The 16,038-nt window shown below is 72.4% G+C and carries 16 protein-coding genes and 2 pseudogenes; 7 read left to right on the top strand and 11 right to left on the bottom strand.

Going from position 1 to position 16,038, the window contains the following annotated elements; translation table 11 throughout:
• The first annotated feature begins 380 nt into the window (after nucleotides 1-380).
• Together SM573_RS16765 and SM573_RS16760 are read left to right on the top strand one after the other, a co-directional pair.
• The gene (locus SM573_RS16765) at nucleotides 381-761 is read left to right on the top strand and encodes a YciI family protein (protein WP_474616489.1); all 381 of its coding nucleotides are present in this window, start codon (nucleotides 381-383) and stop codon (nucleotides 759-761) included.
• A 31-nt stretch (nucleotides 762-792) separates the two neighbouring features.
• On the top strand, nucleotides 793-2,037 hold the full coding sequence (locus SM573_RS16760; RefSeq protein WP_474610057.1) for an RNA polymerase sigma factor: 1,245 nt from the start codon (nucleotides 793-795) through the stop codon (nucleotides 2,035-2,037).
• Nucleotides 2,038-2,333: 296 nt separating this feature from the next.
• On the opposite strand, the gene SM573_RS16755 is transcribed toward SM573_RS16760, so the two are convergent.
• Together SM573_RS16755 and SM573_RS16750 are read right to left on the bottom strand one after the other, a co-directional pair.
• Nucleotides 2,334-3,182 (bottom strand): class I SAM-dependent methyltransferase, encoded by an 849-nt coding sequence (locus SM573_RS16755; RefSeq protein WP_474616488.1) that lies wholly within the window; start codon nucleotides 3,180-3,182, stop codon nucleotides 2,334-2,336.
• A 114-nt stretch (nucleotides 3,183-3,296) separates the two neighbouring features.
• The gene (locus SM573_RS16750; protein WP_474610059.1) at nucleotides 3,297-3,890 is read right to left on the bottom strand and encodes a helix-turn-helix domain-containing protein; all 594 of its coding nucleotides are present in this window, start codon (nucleotides 3,888-3,890) and stop codon (nucleotides 3,297-3,299) included.
• Nucleotides 3,891-3,988: 98 nt separating this feature from the next.
• On the opposite strand from SM573_RS16750, the gene SM573_RS16745 reads away from it, so the two are divergent.
• Both SM573_RS16745 and SM573_RS16740 read left to right on the top strand, forming a co-directional pair.
• A complete protein-coding gene (locus SM573_RS16745; protein ID WP_474616487.1) occupies nucleotides 3,989-5,002 on the top strand; it encodes an NAD(P)/FAD-dependent oxidoreductase in 1,014 nt (337 codons plus the stop codon).
• A gap of 87 nt (nucleotides 5,003-5,089) precedes the next feature.
• Nucleotides 5,090-5,566, top strand: a complete 477-nt coding sequence (locus SM573_RS16740; RefSeq protein WP_474610061.1) for a nitroreductase/quinone reductase family protein — start codon at nucleotides 5,090-5,092, stop codon at nucleotides 5,564-5,566.
• Nucleotides 5,567-5,936: 370 nt separating this feature from the next.
• Here the strand turns inward: SM573_RS16740 and SM573_RS16735 are convergent.
• The 3 genes and pseudogenes from SM573_RS16735 to SM573_RS16725 all read right to left on the bottom strand — a co-directional run.
• Nucleotides 5,937-6,305 (bottom strand): annotated as a pseudogene (locus SM573_RS16735) (YbfB/YjiJ family MFS transporter); the annotation flags it as partial.
• Nucleotides 6,306-6,406: 101 nt separating this feature from the next.
• A pseudogene (locus SM573_RS16730) lies at nucleotides 6,407-6,730 on the bottom strand (YbfB/YjiJ family MFS transporter); the annotation flags it as partial.
• 143 nt (nucleotides 6,731-6,873) lie between these two features.
• Nucleotides 6,874-7,719 carry an alpha/beta hydrolase family protein gene (locus SM573_RS16725; protein ID WP_474616486.1) on the bottom strand — a complete coding sequence of 282 codons (846 nt, stop codon included), beginning with the start codon at nucleotides 7,717-7,719 and terminating at the stop codon, nucleotides 6,874-6,876.
• A gap of 76 nt (nucleotides 7,720-7,795) precedes the next feature.
• Between SM573_RS16725 and SM573_RS16720 the strand changes: the two genes are divergently transcribed.
• Nucleotides 7,796-8,395, top strand: a complete 600-nt coding sequence (locus tag SM573_RS16720) for a TetR/AcrR family transcriptional regulator (protein ID WP_474616485.1) — start codon at nucleotides 7,796-7,798, stop codon at nucleotides 8,393-8,395.
• A 107-nt stretch (nucleotides 8,396-8,502) separates the two neighbouring features.
• Here the strand turns inward: SM573_RS16720 and SM573_RS16715 are convergent, their stop codons facing one another.
• Entirely contained in the window at nucleotides 8,503-8,853 is a 351-nt protein-coding gene (locus SM573_RS16715; protein WP_474610065.1) for a winged helix-turn-helix transcriptional regulator, read from the bottom strand.
• A 102-nt stretch (nucleotides 8,854-8,955) separates the two neighbouring features.
• Between SM573_RS16715 and SM573_RS16710 the strand changes: the two genes are divergently transcribed.
• Nucleotides 8,956-10,071 (top strand): NAD(P)/FAD-dependent oxidoreductase, encoded by a 1,116-nt coding sequence (locus tag SM573_RS16710; RefSeq protein WP_474610066.1) that lies wholly within the window; start codon nucleotides 8,956-8,958, stop codon nucleotides 10,069-10,071.
• Between the two features lie 144 nt (nucleotides 10,072-10,215).
• Complete coding sequence (locus SM573_RS16705) at nucleotides 10,216-10,971, top strand: SDR family NAD(P)-dependent oxidoreductase (protein WP_474610067.1); 756 nt, start codon at nucleotides 10,216-10,218, stop codon at nucleotides 10,969-10,971.
• 167 nt (nucleotides 10,972-11,138) lie between these two features.
• Here the strand turns inward: SM573_RS16705 and pdxR are convergent, their stop codons facing one another.
• From pdxR to SM573_RS16680, 5 genes are all read right to left on the bottom strand, one after another.
• On the bottom strand, nucleotides 11,139-12,554 hold the full coding sequence (pdxR, locus tag SM573_RS16700) for a MocR-like pyridoxine biosynthesis transcription factor PdxR (RefSeq protein WP_474616484.1): 1,416 nt from the start codon (nucleotides 12,552-12,554) through the stop codon (nucleotides 11,139-11,141).
• Between the two features lie 130 nt (nucleotides 12,555-12,684).
• A complete protein-coding gene (locus tag SM573_RS16695) occupies nucleotides 12,685-13,254 on the bottom strand; it encodes a DUF5317 family protein (protein ID WP_474616483.1) in 570 nt (189 codons plus the stop codon).
• Nucleotides 13,255-13,826: 572 nt separating this feature from the next.
• On the bottom strand, nucleotides 13,827-14,258 hold the full coding sequence (locus SM573_RS16690; protein WP_474616482.1) for an ankyrin repeat domain-containing protein: 432 nt from the start codon (nucleotides 14,256-14,258) through the stop codon (nucleotides 13,827-13,829).
• Between the two features lie 127 nt (nucleotides 14,259-14,385).
• A complete protein-coding gene (locus SM573_RS16685; protein WP_474616481.1) occupies nucleotides 14,386-15,324 on the bottom strand; it encodes an anchored repeat-type ABC transporter permease subunit in 939 nt (312 codons plus the stop codon).
• Entirely contained in the window at nucleotides 15,325-16,038 is a 714-nt protein-coding gene (locus SM573_RS16680) for an anchored repeat-type ABC transporter ATP-binding subunit (protein ID WP_474616712.1), read from the bottom strand.

Here is a 16,038-nt window from a genome sequence, read left to right as displayed (position 1 = left end):
GGGGACGCGTAGACATGATCTCTCTCATGAGCTGACGGAAGGCACGGGAAACGAGCCGACGGCGACGTCGGCGACCGGTGCGCGGGAAGGTGTCAGGTCTAGAGAGCGGGCGGTGTCACGCGGTGTGAGTTCCTCTCGTGAGTGAGGGGAGAAGGAGGATTCAGCCGCCACGGTAGGGCGGGGCGGGCCGGGGAGGCCATCCATTTCCGTCCTGGTGCCGCGGCGGCCCGGCGGTCGTTCAGTCACCACGCCGGGCTGCCGTGGCGAGGAGTTTCCGGGATGGTGTCGTATCACGGCGTAGCCGTTCGTAGAGCGTGTGTGCGGCGGACACCGGGCACGAAAAGTCGGGGTGCCCAGGCCCGGGCTGAGAGGAGACAACCATGACGGAGTACCTGATCACCTTCAACGACGAGTGGGTGCCCCACCACACGGAGGAGGAGCTGCGCCAGAAGGCCACGGCCGCTCGGGTCGTGATCGAGGAGATGCAGTCCCAAGGGGTGCTGGTCTTCACCAACGGCGGGCTCGACCGGTCCACCGCGCTGTGCAGCGTCGAGGCGGTCGACGGCAAGCCGGTCTTCACCGACGGCCCGTACGTCGAGACCAAGGAGCATCTCGGTGGCTTCGCCGTGGTGGACGTTCCCGACGACGCGACGGCGCGATACTGGGCCGGTCGGCTCGCGACCGTGCTCGACTGGCCACAGGAGGTGCACCGGTTCCGCGGTCCCGGGCAGACCCGGCTGACCGGCCCCAGGGGGAAGTGAGCGCGGTGCCCCTCGGAGCGCTGCCGGCGCCGTGACCGGTCCCACCGTCGAGCATGCGATCAGCCGCGCCCACCACGAGGAGTGGGCGCGGCTGGTCGCCGGCCTCACCCGCCGTTTCGGCGACCTCGACGTCGCCGAGGAAGCGACGGCCGAGGCGTTCCTGGCGGCCGCGCAGCGGTGGCCACGCGAGGGCGTGCCGCCCAATCCCGGCGGTTGGCTCGCCACCACCGCGACCCGCAAGGCGATCGACCGGCTCCGTCGCGAAGCGCAGCGCGACGCCAAGCACCACGCGGCCCGGATCATGTACGACGACACCCCTGCGGAGCCCACCGGCCCGGTCGAGGACGACCGGCTCAGGCTGGTCTTCACCTGCTGCCATCCCGCGCTCGCGATGGAGGCACGGGTGGCGCTCACCCTGCGTCTACTCGGCGGCCTCACCGTCCCCGAGATCGCCCGCGCCTTCCTGGTGCAGGAGACCACGATGGCGCGACGGATCACCCGCGCCAAGGCGAAGATCAAGGCGGCCCGCATCCCCTACCGGGTGCCGTCGACCGACGACATCCGCGAGCGGCTCTCCGGCGTGCTCGCGGTCGTCTACCTCGTCTTCAACGAGGGGTATCTCGCCGGCGAGGGGCACGCACCGGTGCGGGTCGACCTCACCGACGAGGCGATCCGCCTCGGCCGCCTGCTCCGCGCTCTCCTGCCGGGCGACGGCGAGGTCGCCGGCCTGCTCGCCCTGATGCTCCTCACCGACGCCCGTCGGCGGGCCCGCGTGTCCCGCACCGGGGAGCTGGTGACCCTCGCCGAGCAGGATCGCGGCGCGTGGGACGCCACTCGCCTGGCCGAGGGCAACGCCTTGATCCGTGAGCGGATCGAGGCGGTCGCGAGCGGCGGTGACGCGCCGGGGCGCTACCAGGTGCAGGCCGCGATCAGCTGGGTCCACACGAACGCCCCGTCCGCCCGCGACACCGACTGGTCCACCGTCGTCGCCCTCTACGGACGCCTGGTGCGGCTCGACCCCTCCCCGATCGTGTGGCTCAACCGGGCGGTCGCGGTCGCCGAGGTCGACGGCCCCGCGGTCGGGCTCGCCGAAGTCGACCGGCTCGCCGAGGTCCTCGACGGCTACCACGCCTTCCACGCCGCGCGCGCCGACCTGCTGCGCCGGCTCGGCCGCGGCGGCGAGTCGCGGGCGGCGTACGACCGGGCCATCGGTCTCACCGGTAACCCCGCGGAGCGCGCCTACCTCACCCGCCGCCGCGACCAGCTCGCCACCTGACGGGCGCGGCGAGCCAGCCGGTCCCGCACACCGTCCACGACATGACTCCTACCGCGTTCGTCGTACGTGGCCGGCCTGCCGGGTGCCTACTGTTGCCGTGTGCGGCGATGGATGACGGGCCCCGGCATCGTGGTGATCGCCGGTCTGGTGACGGTGTACCGGATGGCGGTGGCGGCGGTGGAGCCGGGCGACCGCGCGCCGGACGGGTGGGCGTACGGCCTCGGGCTGGCGATGGCGCTGGTCCTGCTGTCGTGCGGGATCCGTGGGGTGTCGTCGCCGGGCCGGGTGGCGGCTGATCAGCGGCGGGCGGCCCAGACCGTGCGCTCGGTACGCAGCGCGAGGTCGCTGCGGCGCAGGATGCTGTGCGGGCCGGTGGTGTCGAGCAGCCGGTCGAGCGCGGCGAGGTCGGTCGGGGACAGCGCTTCGGCGACGGTGCCCCGCAGCCGCCGCAGGCTGCTCAGAGCGTAGCGACCGATGGCGTCGGAGTGGGCGCCGTCGCGGTTGACGGTGATGGTGCGTTTCTTCTCGACGGTGAATCCGGCGGCGAACAGCTTGGGGCCCCAGTCGGCGCCCCGGTGGGAGACGTGCGTGGCGTGGTAGCGCTCGGTGGCGGCGTGGCAGCGGTCCTCGAGGCCGGGCGCGTCCTGCGGCGCGTCCTCGGGGAGGAAGCGCGGGAAGGCGGCCAGTTCGACGACGGCGAGGAGCCCACCGGGGGCGAGGGTGTCGCGGACGTGGCGCAGGACGCGATCGGGGTCGCTCATGTGGTGCAGGGAGGCCGATGCCCACACGAGTTCGGGACTGCCGAGGTCGGGCCAGTCGGCGTCGAGGTCGGCGTGGACGGGGTGCACCCGGTCCGCCACGCCCTGGGCCTCCGCCTTCTGCCGGAGGCGGTGCAGGTGGGCCCCGGACGAGTCGACCGCGGTGACCCGCGCGTCGGGGAAGCGGGTGAGCAGGGCGAGGGTGCCGGCGCCCGTGCCGCATCCCAGATCGACGACGTGCCGGGGGCTGCCGGTGACGGGGAGCCATTCGATGATGGCGGCGAGGTGCTCGGCGAGCACCTCCGCGTCCAGGTCGAGGAGCTCCGCCTGGTCGCCGTCGTCGTGCGCGGGGTGGTGGGCGTCGTGGTGCGACGAGGAGTGGTTCACGGCGCCACGGTAGGTCGCGGCAGCGGTGGTGGCTCGTGCGCTTTCGCGGAACGCAAGACGATGACCTCGGGCGCTGCCGGAGGCGCAAGCGGTCGGCCGGCGACCCGCGGCCGGTCACCGCGGCGGGAGACCCGGGGCGGTGTCGTCCCCTCCGCGCTGGTGACCGCGGCGGGCGTCGCGGTCGAAGATGCCCAGGATCTCGCACGGCCCGCCCTCGGCGCCGATGGCGTGCGGCAGCATCGTGGGGAACTCGGCCGCCTGGTTGGTTTCGACCCTGAAGCGACGGTTGCCGAGGAGCAGGGTCGCGGTGCCGGACAGCACGACGAGCCATTCGCGGCCCGGGTGGGCGCGCATCCGGGCGGGATTGTCGGGCGGCGGGTCGGTCATGCGTTGACGCACCACGCTCATGCCGGGTTCCGCCCTGATCGACCACCGCCGCAACCCGTGCGCCGCGTCGATCGTCGGGTTGGAGATCACATCGTCGGTGTCGGTCTCGACCAGTTGGTCCAGCGAGGTGTCCAGGGCCCGGGCGAGGGTCACGAGCTGGTCCAGGGCGAGGCGGCGCTGGCCGTTCTCGATGCGGCTGAGCGTGGACTGGCTGAGGTGCGCGCGGGCGGCCAGCTCTTCCAGGGACCAGCCCTGGGCCGTGCGCAGGGCGCGGATGCGTTTGCGCACCAGGGCGTCCAGATCGCCATCATCTTGCTTCATAGGCAACATGGTATGCCTGTGGCGCAAGAGCGTCCTACCGTCGTCGCGAACCCGCGCTCGGGCCGGCCCCGGCGCGCTCCTCGACGAAAGGAACCTCGATGCCCACCCCACCCGCTCCCGGGACGACCGACGAGCTGCCGGACACGACCGTCGACGCCGTGGTGATCGGCGGCGGAGCCGCGGGCCTGAACGGCGCGCTGATGCTCGCCCGTTCCCGCCGCTCCGTCGTCGTGATCGACAGCGGCAGCCCGCGCAACGCGCCCGCCGAGGGCGTGCACGGCCTGCTCGGCCTCGACGGCACACCGCCGGCCGAGCTGCTGCGGCGCGGCCGGGACGAGGTGCGCCGCTACGGCGGGCGCGTCGTGACCGGCGAGGTCTCGTCCGCCGCTGCCGCCGCTGTGTCCGCCGAGGACGACCCGCGCTTCGACGTCACGCTGACCGACGGCCGCAGTGTGCGGGCACGCCGCCTGCTGGTCGCCACCGGGCTGCGCGATGTGCTGCCCGACGTACCCGGCCTGGCCCGACACTGGGGCCACGCCGTGGTGCACTGCCCCTACTGCCACGGCTGGGAGGTCCGCGACCAGCCCATCGGGGTCCTGGCCACGGGTCCCGCCTCCGTCCACCACGCACTGCTGTTCCGCCAGCTGACCGACGACCTGATCTACTTCGCCCGCGGCACGCAGCTGGACGCCGACACCCGGGCGCGTTTCGCCGCCCGCGGCATCCGCGTCGTGGAGACCACCGTCGACCAGGTCGTCACCGCCGACGACGGCGGCATCGAGGGCGTACGCCTGGCGGACGGGCAGCTCGTCCGCAGGCGGATCCTCGCGGTCGCCACCGGCGTGCGGGCCCGCACCGACGGCCTGGAGAACCTGCGCCTACCGATGGAGGAGCTACCCGACGGGAGAGGGCGCCGCTTCGTCACGGGCATGGCCGGCACGACCGGGGTCGCGGGCGTCTGGGTGGCCGGCAACGCCACGGACCTGACCGCGCAGGTCGGTGCCGCCGCCTCCGCCGGCGCCCTGGCCGGCGCGCACATGAACGCGGACCTGGCCGCCGCCGACGCCGAGGCCGCCCTCGCCGCCGCCGGGAGCGGTACGGCCCACGCCTGAGGAGACCGGTCACCGCTGCCGGTTCGCCCGATGCTGCCGGGCACGTCCCGCTCCTACCATGGCCCCATTGGCGCGTGGGAGGTCCTCATGTCGGTCGGGAACCCAGCGAAGAAGCCGAAGCTTCCGCCGCGCTGGTTCATCCGTCTCGCCTGGTCGGTGCACCGGGGCCTGTACCGGGTCTCCCGCGGCCGGGTCGGGCTCTGGCGGCCACGCCCCGACCGCTGGGGCACCATGCGGCTGACCACCACCGGGCGCCGCACCGGCCAGCGGCGCAGTGTCATCATCGCCTACCTGGAGGATGGGCCGAACCTGTTCACGCTGGCGATGAACGGCTGGGGTGCGGGTGAGCCCTCCTGGTGGCTCAACCTGCAGGCGCATCCGGATGCGACCGTCGACCTGGTCGACGGGCAGCGGCCGGTGCGCGCCCACGCCGCGGCCGGCGGCGAGCGGGCCCGGCTGTGGGCCCGCTGGCGCGAGATCGAGACCGACCTCGACGCTCACGCGGCGCTGCGGTCGTCCGAGACCGCGGTGGTGGTGCTGGAGCCCCGGACCGGCGTCGGGTAGTAGCGGGCTCCACGCCGGACCGGCCCGCTCTCCGGAGCGTTCCGGCCCGGCCCGCCGCCGAGGCTCGCGCGCTACCGACGCCGCTCGCCGGGGTCGGCGGGGTCGGCGGGGTCGTCCGCCACGGGGATCGTCGGTCGCTGGGTCGCCGCGACGAGTGCGGCCGCGGCGCACAACGCGGCCGCCCAGACAAGCGTGGCGTCGGCCGAGGTGTGGTCGGCGATCGTTCCGGCCGCCCACGGGCCGATGGTCTGGCCGGCCGCGAAGAGCGTGGTGAAGGCGGCGAGGGTGGGAGCCAGTCCGCGGGGCGGGTCGCGCCGCGGATCGTCGCGGTGGCAGCGGCCGGAACGGTCATGAACGTGCCACCGTAGGCCAGGACCGAGATGGCGAGGACCACGTACGAGGAACCGGCGAGGGCAAGAGCGCTGGCGCCGGCGAGCAGCGCGAGCAGGGTGGTGAGGACGCGGGCCGGCGGCCAGGCGTCGATCAGGGAGCTCCAGAGCCGCGGTGCGGTCATCGCACTGATTCCCAGGAGGGCCCACAGTGTGCTGACCTGCCATACCGGCGTGTGATCGTCGGCCAGGGCGGCCGACAGGAAGGTGACGTAGGCGATGTATCCGCCTGCGAAGAGCAGGTAGGCGACGGCGGTGCGCCACAGGCGCCGAACCTGGCGGCGACCCGCCGCGGACCGGAGTCGCGGTTCGTCGACCCGTGCGGCGGGCCAGCTGACGACGGTGGCCACGAGGGCGCAGCCGGCCAGTCCGGCCCAGGCCACCGGCCAGCCCTGGGGGCGTGCGTCACCAGGCTCGGGAGCCACGCCCCGCTGAGGGCGATGCCCAGCCCGGCGCCCGAGAAGTAGATCGTGATGGGTGCGGGTGAGCCTGCCGCCGCCGCGCCGCGCGAAGCGATGACGCCTCCGGCGACGAAGACCAGGGCGCCACCGACGCCCGCCACGGCGCGTGCGGTGAGCAGCGCGAGGTATGCGCCGCTCACCGCGGTGGCGGCCAGGGCACCGGCGGTGAGCAGCATGCCCAGGCGGAAGGTCACGGTGGAGCCCCACCGCCGCGTCGCGATGCCGGTGAGCGCGGCGCCCAGGAGGTAGCCGACGCTGTTGGCGGTGGTCAGTGCACCGGGTTGGGCGAGACTCCACTGCAGATCGGTGCGCATGGCCGGCAGGAGCAGGCCGTAGGCGAATCGGGAGACGCCCAGGGCGGACGCGGTTCCCAGGGCGAGTCGCGCGGCGGTCCAGTGCAAGCGAGGAGTACGCCGGGAGAGTGAGCCCGCAGCCTCGGCGGCGGTGGGGATCGGGTTCACCGGATGGCTTCCGTCAGGTGGCGATCGAGGAAGGCGATCACCGTACGGGCGAGGGCGACTCGATGGTCCGACAGGGCGTGGTCGGTGCGGAAGACGTGGTGCTCGAGGCCGGGGACCGGGTGGGCGAGGTAGGCGTCCACCAGCGGCCCGTGGTGGATGCCGACGGGGGTGACGGTGTCGCGGCTGGTGCCGATCAGCAGCACGGGGCGGTTGGCCAGCCGGGGCGCGAGGCGGGCCAGGCTCCACGCGTCCCCCGCCTCCTCCATCTCCGCGACCAGCGCCTGGGCGCTGGTGCCGCGCAGGGGTAGTAGTTCGCTAGCCCAACCGTCGAGGTAGGCGGCTCGCACGGCCGGGTCGCTCCGGCACTCGGCGGCGGCCGTGCCGAAGTCGAACCCGGCCACCGAACCGACCGCGGCCACCCCGGGATCGGCGGCCGCGGTCATCAACGCGGCGAAACCGCCCAGGCTGTGGCCGATGACGGCGAGCCGGGCCGGGTCGAGGGCGTGGGCCGTGACGACCTCGGGCTCACGCAGGTGGGTGACCACGCGGGAGGCGTCCTCCAGCACGTGGGCCCACGACCAGGAGCCGTCCATCCCCCATGAGCCGCGGTAGTGGAAGACCAGCGTCGCGTATCCCGCTCGGCGCAACGCCTGCGCGAGGTCGAAGTTGCGCTCATGACCGGGGAAGCCGTGCAGCAGGGCCACGACGGGGTGTGGGCCGGGCCCGGCCGGCAGATGCAGGACGCCCAGCAGCGTGGCCCCCGCACTGCGGAAGGTCATGGGCACGGTGCGCGCGGCGGGTCCGCATGCGGCGCGGGGATCGGTGACGAGGGGGTCTGACACGGCGAGCTCCTTAGATGGAACCGATCGGTTCGATGGGACGTTAGCAGCACATCGAACCGACTGGTACCATCTCCCCGTGCCAGTTCCCAGAGGCAGCAGCCTCGACCCCGACCGCACCCGGGCGGCGATCCTCCGCAGCGCGGAGGGCATCCTCTACGAGCGCGGGCTCGACGGCGTGGGCATCGCGGAGTTGTGCGCCGAGGCGGGCATCTCCAAGGAGACGCTGTACCGCCACTTCGGGTCCAAGGACGGGCTCATCCGCTCCGTCCTGGAAGCTCGCAGCGACCGCGTCACGCGCTGGCTGGCCCGGGCGGCCGCCGACGCGGGCGACGAGCCGGCGGCCCAACTCGCCGCGATCTTCGACGCCCTCCGCGTCTGGTTCACCGAGCCCGGCTTCCGCGGCTGCGCGATCGTCAACGCCGCCACCCAGCACCACACGACTCCGGCCAGCGCCATCGCCGCCCGCCATCTCGGCCGCTACCTGGAGCTCTTCACCGCCATCGCCACCCGGGCCGGGGTCGCACAGCCCGCCGCGCTGGGACGGCAGCTTCTCCTGCTTCTGGAAGGGGCGACCGTGGTCGCCGACCACCTCGACGGCCCCGGCGCCGCCGACGACGCCCGCGAGGCGGCCCTCACCCTCCTGCGCAGCGCGGCCAGGCGGCCCGCCGACAGCTAGGCCGGGTTCATCGACCGGGGAGAACCGGACGCCGGTTACCTCGACGGCACTCGCCGGCTATCCGCTCTGCCCGGTTGGCGACCACTCTGCCCGGGTGATGAGGTTTGTCACGCCTCGGGCAGGTACTCCCGCGCCCACTTGGAGACTTCCTCGAGGGCGGGGACCAGCGCACGCCCCTTCGGGGTCAGCTCGTAGGTGACCGTGACCGGCGGCCCGGGGTCGACGTTGCGGGCGACCAGGTCGTTACAGGTCAGCTCTGACAGCCGCTCGGAGAGCATCGAGTCGCTCACACCGTCGATGGCCCGGGATATCTCCCGGAAGCCGGCCGGGCCGCCACTGAGACTGTCGAGGACGAGCGCCGTCCAGCGCTTCCCGAGTACGGCGAAGGCCCGGGCCAGCGCTACGTCGGCGCGCGCACAGCTCTCCCGGGTCTCGGCGGCCCTGCTCCTGGCTTGCATGTGCCCATCCTAGCGCAGTTGCACTTCGTTTTTACTAGTGGCTACTCTCTTCGTAGTCGCTCGGATATCCGGGGCCACTCGGATGATCAGAAGGAGAGGTACATGAGCGAGCAGACAGGCCGTCCACGCGTCGTGGTGGTCGGCGGGGGGTACGGCGGGATCACCGCCGCCAAACATCTCGACGACGTCGCGGAGGTGACCCTGGTCGACCCGACCGAGGCGTTCACCCACAACGTCGCGGGCTGGCGTGCCCTGGTCGAGCCGGAGTGGCTCGATCGCATCTTCTATCCGTACGAGCGGCTGCTGAAGCACGGACGGTTCGTGCGGGACCGCGCGGTGGCGGTCGACGGTCGACAGGTGACCCTCGCCTCGGGTGACCGACTGGAGGCGGACTACCTGATCCTGGCCACCGGCTCGTCGTATCCGTTCCCGGCGAAGCACACCGAGCCCGACATCACTGCCGCACGCGCTCGGGTACTCCAGGCCCACGAGGATCTGCGTGACGCCAAACGGGTGCTGGTGATCGGCGCGGGGCCGGCCGGGCTGGAACTGGCCGGGGAGATCAAGACCTTCTTCGCCGACAAGCAGGTCACCGTCGTGGACGCCGCTCCCGACATCCTTTCCGGCCCGTACGACCAGGAACTCCGTACGGAGCTGCGTCGACAGCTCGACGAACTCGGTGTCGAGCTGCGGCTCGGCAGCAAGTTGACGGCACTCCCCGCCGCCGAGGCTGCCGCCCTGGCGGACGTCACGGTGACGACCGAGGCGGGCGAGGAACTGACCGCGGACATCTGGTACCGCTGCTTCGGAGTCACGCCCAGCAGCGACTACCTCGTCGGCTCACTCGCGGCGGCCCGCAACGAGCAGGGCTACCTGCGAGTCGACGGCCAGCTGCGAGTGCAGGGGCACGACCACGTCTTCGCCATCGGCGACCTGTCCGACGCCGACCTGAAAATGGCCGGCCGGGCGGGTGCGCAGGGAGAACTGGTCGCGGCCAGCATCCGCAGCCTGATCACCGGCGAGGGGAGCGTCGGCACCTACCAGCCCATGCCACCGATCATCGTCGTGCCGCTCGGACCCGAGGGTGGCGCCGGGCTCCTGCCCGGCATCGTGGAGGGCGTCGCCGGCCCCGAGGTCGCGGCCGAGTTCAAGGGGCGCAACATGTTCGCCGACAAGTACGCCGAGTTGTTCGACGTCGACCCGGCCGAGGAGAACTAGCTCCTCCGCCGGCGCGTCGGGCCGTACCAGGTCCCACAAGGACCCAATTCCCACTCTCCCGATCCCCACAGGGATCCCTGGTCCGCCTCATGGTGTACCGACCGTTGCCATGAGCGGGCCGCTACTCGGTCTGGAGAATCTGTCATGAACACACTCACCGGCAAGGTCGCCGTCGTCACGGGCGCCGCCCAGGGCCTCGGTGCCGGTTTCGCGAAGAACCTCGCGGCCGCGGGAGCAGCGGTCGTGGTCAACTACTACCCCGGCGACGGGGACCGGGCGGCCACGGTGGTCGCCGACATCGAACGCGCGGGCGGCAGGGCCGTCGCGATCCCCGCGGACGTGACCAAGGAATCCGACCTGCAGACGTTGTTCGCGCGGACGATCGACACGTTCGGTGCCGTGGACATCCTCGTCAACAACGCCGGCGTCTACGAGTTCGGCCCCCTCGAGGAGGTGACCGAGCGAGATTTCCATTACCAGTTCAACACCAACGTCCTCGGCGTGATCCTGGCGACGAAGGAGGCCGTCAGACGGTTCGGTCCGGAGGGCGGCAGCATCGTCAACATCAGCACGGCGGCCGTCCAGCTCGCCCAACCGAACCTGACCGTCTACACGGCGACCAAGAGCGCGGTGGAAGCGATCACGCGAGTGCTGGCGAAGGAACTCGGGCCGAGAAACATCCGGGTGAACGCCGTCGCTCCCGGCGTGACGGAGACCGAGGGCAACCACTCGCACGGCCTTGTCGGCAGCGCGTACGTCGATGCCCTGGTCGCGGACACCCCGCTGGGCAGGCTGGGTCAGCCCGAAGACGTCGCGCTAGCCGTCACCTGGCTCGCCTCGCCGGCCGCCCGCTGGGTGACCGGTGAGGTCATCGTGGCGTCCGGCGGTCTACGGCCCTGAGCCGCCCGTGCCGTCTCGCCGCGCCCCTGGGCTGCCGCACCGTCGTCGCGAATGCGGCCGTCGAATTCGACAAGTGAATGCCGTCGGGCCAGGGCTTCGTGCCCTGGCCCGACGGCATCCCCCGGCCGCGACGGTGATCAGGCACCGCGCGGTCCCGGCCTGCGTGATCACCGGCTCCGACAGCGCCGCAACCAGTCCGCGAGCAGGTGCACGGCCGGTCCGATCGCCCCGACGGGCAGTGCGCCGAACCCGAGCAGTAGGCCGGCTCGTGGCCGGTCGTGGTGGTAGGTACAGCGCAGCGAGCTGACGAGGACGCCGTGAGCGGCGGCCAGGTGGGGCAGCTCGGCGTCCTCGGGGGTGTGTGGGCCGACGACGGCCAGGTGGAGTCCGGCCTGTGCCGGCAGAGCCTGATAGTCGCCAGGCAGGGTGTCGAGCAGTTCCTGCCGTAGCCGGTCGTGGCGCCGGGTGTAGGTGCCGCGGGTACGACGTAGGTGGCGCCCGAGGTGGCCGCCGCGGAGAAAGTGCGCCATGGCCTGCTGGGTCGCGGCCGGCGGGCTCCAGTCGATGATCTGGCGCAGGGTGGCCAGGGCAGGGACCAGTGCCTGGGCGGCGACCAGGAAGCCGAGCCGCAGAGCGGGGCTGAGGGTCTTGCTGAACGTCCCGACGTACAGGACGCGTCCGTCGCGGTCGAGACGGTGCAGGGGTTCGAGCGGGCGGGAGGTGTGCCGAAACTCGCTGTCGTAGTCGTCCTCGATGATCGCCGCGTCGTGCCGGCGCGCCCACGTGAGCAACTCGAGCCGGCGGCCGCGGGTCATGACGACGCCCAGTGGGTACTGGTGGGAGGGAGTGACGTAGACCAGGCGTGTGCCGGCGGGGATGGCGTCCACCACCAGCCCGTGCTCGTCCACGGGGACTGCCCGGACGTCGGCGCCGTGGGCTCGGAGCAGTTGGTGCACCGGCGGGTAGCCGGGCTCCTCCATCGCCGCGACGTCCCCCGGGTCGAGGAGGGCCCGGACCACGAGGTCGACGGCGTGCCCGGCTCCGGAGGTGACGAGGATCTGCTCCGGGGTTGCGGTGACGCCCCGAGAAGCGGTCAACCACTGCGCGAGCGCGGACCGCAGGTCGAGGCTGCCGGCCGGGTCGGTGTACTGGGTGCCGGCATGTGCCAGGCCGGCGAGCAGACAACGTCGCCACGTCGATGCGGGGAACAACGACGGGTCGGTCCGGCCGGCGCGCAGGTCGAACCGACCGGTGACCTCCGGGTCGGTGTCGTAGCGGCGCAACGCGGCGGCACGCGACGTCGGCCGCAGCGCGGCGGGGGGCGGTGCACCGTGGGTCGGCCCGAGACCGGGGCGGACGAAGCTGCCGCCCCCGGCGCGCCCCTCGAGGTATCCCTCGGCGCCCAGCCGGCTGTAGACCTCGGTGACGGTCGAGCGTGCCACGCCGAGCTCGGCGGCTGCTGCCCGGGTCGGTAGCAGTCGAGCGCCGGCCTCGAGCCGACCGGACAGGATGGCGTCGCGGATCTGCTCGTACAGCTGCCGGGTCACGCTGCGGCCGTCGTCCGCGTCGATGAAGAGCTCCATCTGCACCCCGCATTCGCACGCTCGGGTCCGCGCTCGTGGTCACCACACGCGCCGGCGTGGACGGGGAGCCGCGTGCGGTGATCGCCCGACCAGGCGGCAACCCGGCCGGCTCCCGGGGCGCGCGGCGGCATCACTCGGGGTCCACCCTCGGTCTCCTCATGCCGACCGTGACGAAGCCGGCTGCCCCGGCCAGGAGCACGATGTCGCCGACACTGATCACCTTGCCGATCGGTGCGACGGGGATGATGTCGCCCAGCCATCGCAGCCGGGTGTGCTCATCGGCGGGCACGTGCTTCGGCGAGCGCATCGCCCGCTCCCGCTGGTCGGCGGGCAGCTGGGCCGCGCGCACCGCCGGCTCGGAGAAGGGCGTACGGCCGTTGGCGAGGATCGCCGCGGCGTTCATCGCGCCGCCCAGCAGGACGACCGCGCCGGCGATCTGCAGGGCGCGCGTGCGCCGCGGCAGGTTGACCAGCACCCACCCGCCGACGCAACCGAAGATCGGCACCAGCAGTGACACGTGCACCCGGGACTCCACGGCGCTCCGGGCGGACTCCCACTCGAAGTGCACGAGCTGCAGACCGGCAGCCAGCCACAGCAACCACAGGGCGCGGACGTTGCGGGCCAGCCAGGACAGCCGGCCGCCGAGGGCGTACCCGGCGGACACGCCGACCACCAGTGGGACAGCGACCAGCGCAAACACAAATCCTCCCCTGGTGACGGCGTGCTCCCCCGGATCAGCCGGTTGACGTTCCCTAGACCGGCGCCGGTCAGCCTCCGTTGCTGACCGGCGCGCCGATCGTGTAGATGAGCGTGCCGAGTGCCGCCAGCGCGAACACCGCGCGGACGATGCGGGTCATGCGAGCCTCCTTCCGGGATGCGTCAGCTCAATGGGAGTCCCACGGAGCTCCGGCCGTGTAGAGCAGCGTCGCGAGAGACGCCAGCGTGTACGCCGCGAACAGCGTCTGCCTCACGGTCTTCCTCCTCATCGTGGTTCACCTCCTTGTCGTGGTCGGGCGGTCGCCCGTCGCCGCGGCGACCAGCAGTGCGACACCGAGGAATCCGTCGCCGGCCACGCCGGCGACCGCACCGGTCGCCGGTCGGCCCACGTCCGCGCGGTCCGGACGAGACGCACCGAACACGACGGCGGTGACCGCCCCTCACAGGTCCTTCGCTCACGGCGCGGACCGCTCTCGGTCTCCGACGCTACCGACCCCTTGGTAGCCCCGACAGGTCCAAAGTCGGCTTCGGCGAGCAGACCAAGCTCGGGCGCGGTCAGCTGTCCACAGCGACGGGGCGGGCCCCCGCAGCCAGAAGAAGATCGACTGTCTGCGAGTGGTCGCCGCGTAGCGCCCAGTCCAGTGGCGAGTAGCCGGTCCCCCGGTCTTCGCGGAGGCTCGGGTCCGCCCCGTGGGCGAGATGTTCCCGCACGACCTCGGTGTGTCCCCAGGCCGCTGCCGCACACAGGGGCGTCCCCTCCCGGCCGTGGCCACTTTCGGTGTCCGGCGTAGCGCCGGCAACGAGAAGAAGTCGCACGAGGTCGACCGCGCCGTGCACGGACGCCTGGTACAGCGGGGTGGTGCCCTCGCGGTCGGCCGCGTCGGGGTCCGCTCCGACGCGCAGAAGGGCGCGGACGGCCGCCTCGTCGTCGCGCAGCACCGCCTCCACCAGGTGCGTGGCGCGCTTCTTCCGCCGTCGCTTGTTCACGGTCCTCAGCCTAGGCACGTCCGCCGCCACAGTCCGTTGCGCGGGTCGTCGCTCCCTCCACACGTGTTTTCCCGGATGGCTGGTGACGGCACGGGACGAGCAACAGGCGGAGAAGACGCTCACCCCTCTATCGGACGGCCTTCGCGGGGTTCCGCATGCCAGCGAGATCGGGCGGCGGGCCCGCCGGACTGTCGTCGGCGACCGGTCGCCGTCCTCGGCGCCGCCACCGTCTGACCAGCAGGCCATGCCGGGGCGCGACCAACCAGGCGGCGAGGAACACGGCGGTGGCGACCAGGACGATGGTGCCGCCGACCGGGGTGTCGTAGCTCCAGGACAGGTACAAGCCGACGATCGCCGACATGGCGCCGATCAGTGGGGCGAGCAGCATCATGACGGCCAGCCGGTCGGTGAGCAGACGGGCGGCCGCGGCGGGGGTGATCAGCAGGGCCAGGACGAGGATGTTGCCGATGGTCTGCAGTGAGATCACGACGGCCAGGGTCACGAGGACGTAGAGCACGATGTCGAGCCAGAAGACCGGAAGCCCCATCGAACGGGACATCTCCCGGTCCAGGCAGACCGCGACGAACTCCTTGTGCAGGGCGAGCACCAGACCGAGGATGACCAGGCCGGTGCCGCCCACGAGGTAGAGGTCTCGGTCCGGGATGCCGGTGATCGAGCCGAACAGGAACTGTTGCAGCGAACCTGCGTAGCCGGGCGCCCGCGAGATGATCACGATACCGAGGGCGAACGCGGCGACCAGGAAGACGCCGATCAGCGAGTCTTCTCTGACGCGCCGGTTCTGCGAGAAGATCGCGATCAGCAGTGCCGTGGCGACACCGGCGACGGCGCCGCCGAGCACCAGGCTGCCCTGGAGGACGAAGGCGACCGCGATGCCCGGAAAGACGGCGTGTGCCACGGCGTCGCCGATGAACGCCATGCCCCGCAGGACGACGTAGCAACCGACAACGCCGCAGACGATGCTGGACATGACCGCGATCGCCAACGCCTTGGGAAGGAACGCCAGGTCGGGGTTGAGCAGGTCGGTGATGAAATCGGCGATCGACATCTAGGCCGCCCTGACGAGCTTCAACAGCGGGGATGACGCACTCACCCCGAAGGTTTTCGTCCACAGCTCGGCGTCCTGCAGGTCCGCCGGGTGCCCGTCGGCGATGACCCGGCCGTTGAGCAGGACCAGCCGGGTGCAGGCGTCCACCGCGGCGACCAGGTCGTGGGTGGTCATCAGCACGGCGCGGCCCTCCTGCGCGAGGCTGGTGAACAGATCACCGAGCAGTTCCTGGGTGGGCATGTCCAGTCCCGTGAACGGTTCGTCGAGCAGCAGGATGCTCGGCGCAAGCGCGAGGGCTCGCGCGACCAGGACGCGTTGGCGTTGTCCACCGGACAGCTCACCCACCGGCCGGCGGCGTAGCCCGGTGAGCTGCACCCGGTCCAGCGCGTCGCCGACCGCGCGCCAGTCGGCCACGCCAGGACGGCGGAGCAGGCCGATCCGACCGGCGCGGCCGCTCATCACGGCCTGTTCCACGGAGATTGGGAAGTCCCAGGTGAACTCGTGGCGCTGGGGCACGTAGCCGATGCCCGACCGGCCGGGGCGCGTCGGTCTGCCGTCCACGAGCACCCGTCCGCCGCGCGTGCGGATCAGCGCCAGGATCGCGCGCAGCAGGGTCGTCTTCCCGGCGCCGTTCGGGCCGAGCAGACCCACCAGCTCACCCCGATCGAGGTTGAGCCGCACATCCCGCAGTACCGGCCGACCGCCGAGGTCCAC

It is taken from the genome of Micromonospora xinjiangensis (assembly GCF_056150165.1).
This window is presented reverse-complemented; position numbering and strand designations above follow the sequence as displayed.

Bases quoted from the DNA above. Each gene is read 5' to 3' on its own strand.
- SM573_RS16765 (WP_474616489.1), top strand. From the start codon at position 381: ATGACGGAGTACCTGATCACCTTCAACGACGAGTGGGTGCCCCACCAC.
- SM573_RS16750 (WP_474610059.1), bottom strand. From the start codon at position 3,890: ATGAAGCAAGATGATGGCGATCTGGACGCCCTGGTGCGCAAACGCATC.
- SM573_RS16745 (WP_474616487.1), top strand. From the start codon at position 3,989: ATGCCCACCCCACCCGCTCCCGGGACGACCGACGAGCTGCCGGACACG.
- SM573_RS16740 (WP_474610061.1), top strand. From the start codon at position 5,090: ATGTCGGTCGGGAACCCAGCGAAGAAGCCGAAGCTTCCGCCGCGCTGG.
- SM573_RS16715 (WP_474610065.1), bottom strand. From the start codon at position 8,853: ATGCAAGCCAGGAGCAGGGCCGCCGAGACCCGGGAGAGCTGTGCGCGC.
- SM573_RS16710 (WP_474610066.1), top strand. From the start codon at position 8,956: ATGAGCGAGCAGACAGGCCGTCCACGCGTCGTGGTGGTCGGCGGGGGG.
- SM573_RS16705 (WP_474610067.1), top strand. From the start codon at position 10,216: ATGAACACACTCACCGGCAAGGTCGCCGTCGTCACGGGCGCCGCCCAG.
- pdxR (WP_474616484.1), bottom strand. From the start codon at position 12,554: ATGGAGCTCTTCATCGACGCGGACGACGGCCGCAGCGTGACCCGGCAG.
- SM573_RS16685 (WP_474616481.1), bottom strand. From the start codon at position 15,324: ATGTCGATCGCCGATTTCATCACCGACCTGCTCAACCCCGACCTGGCG.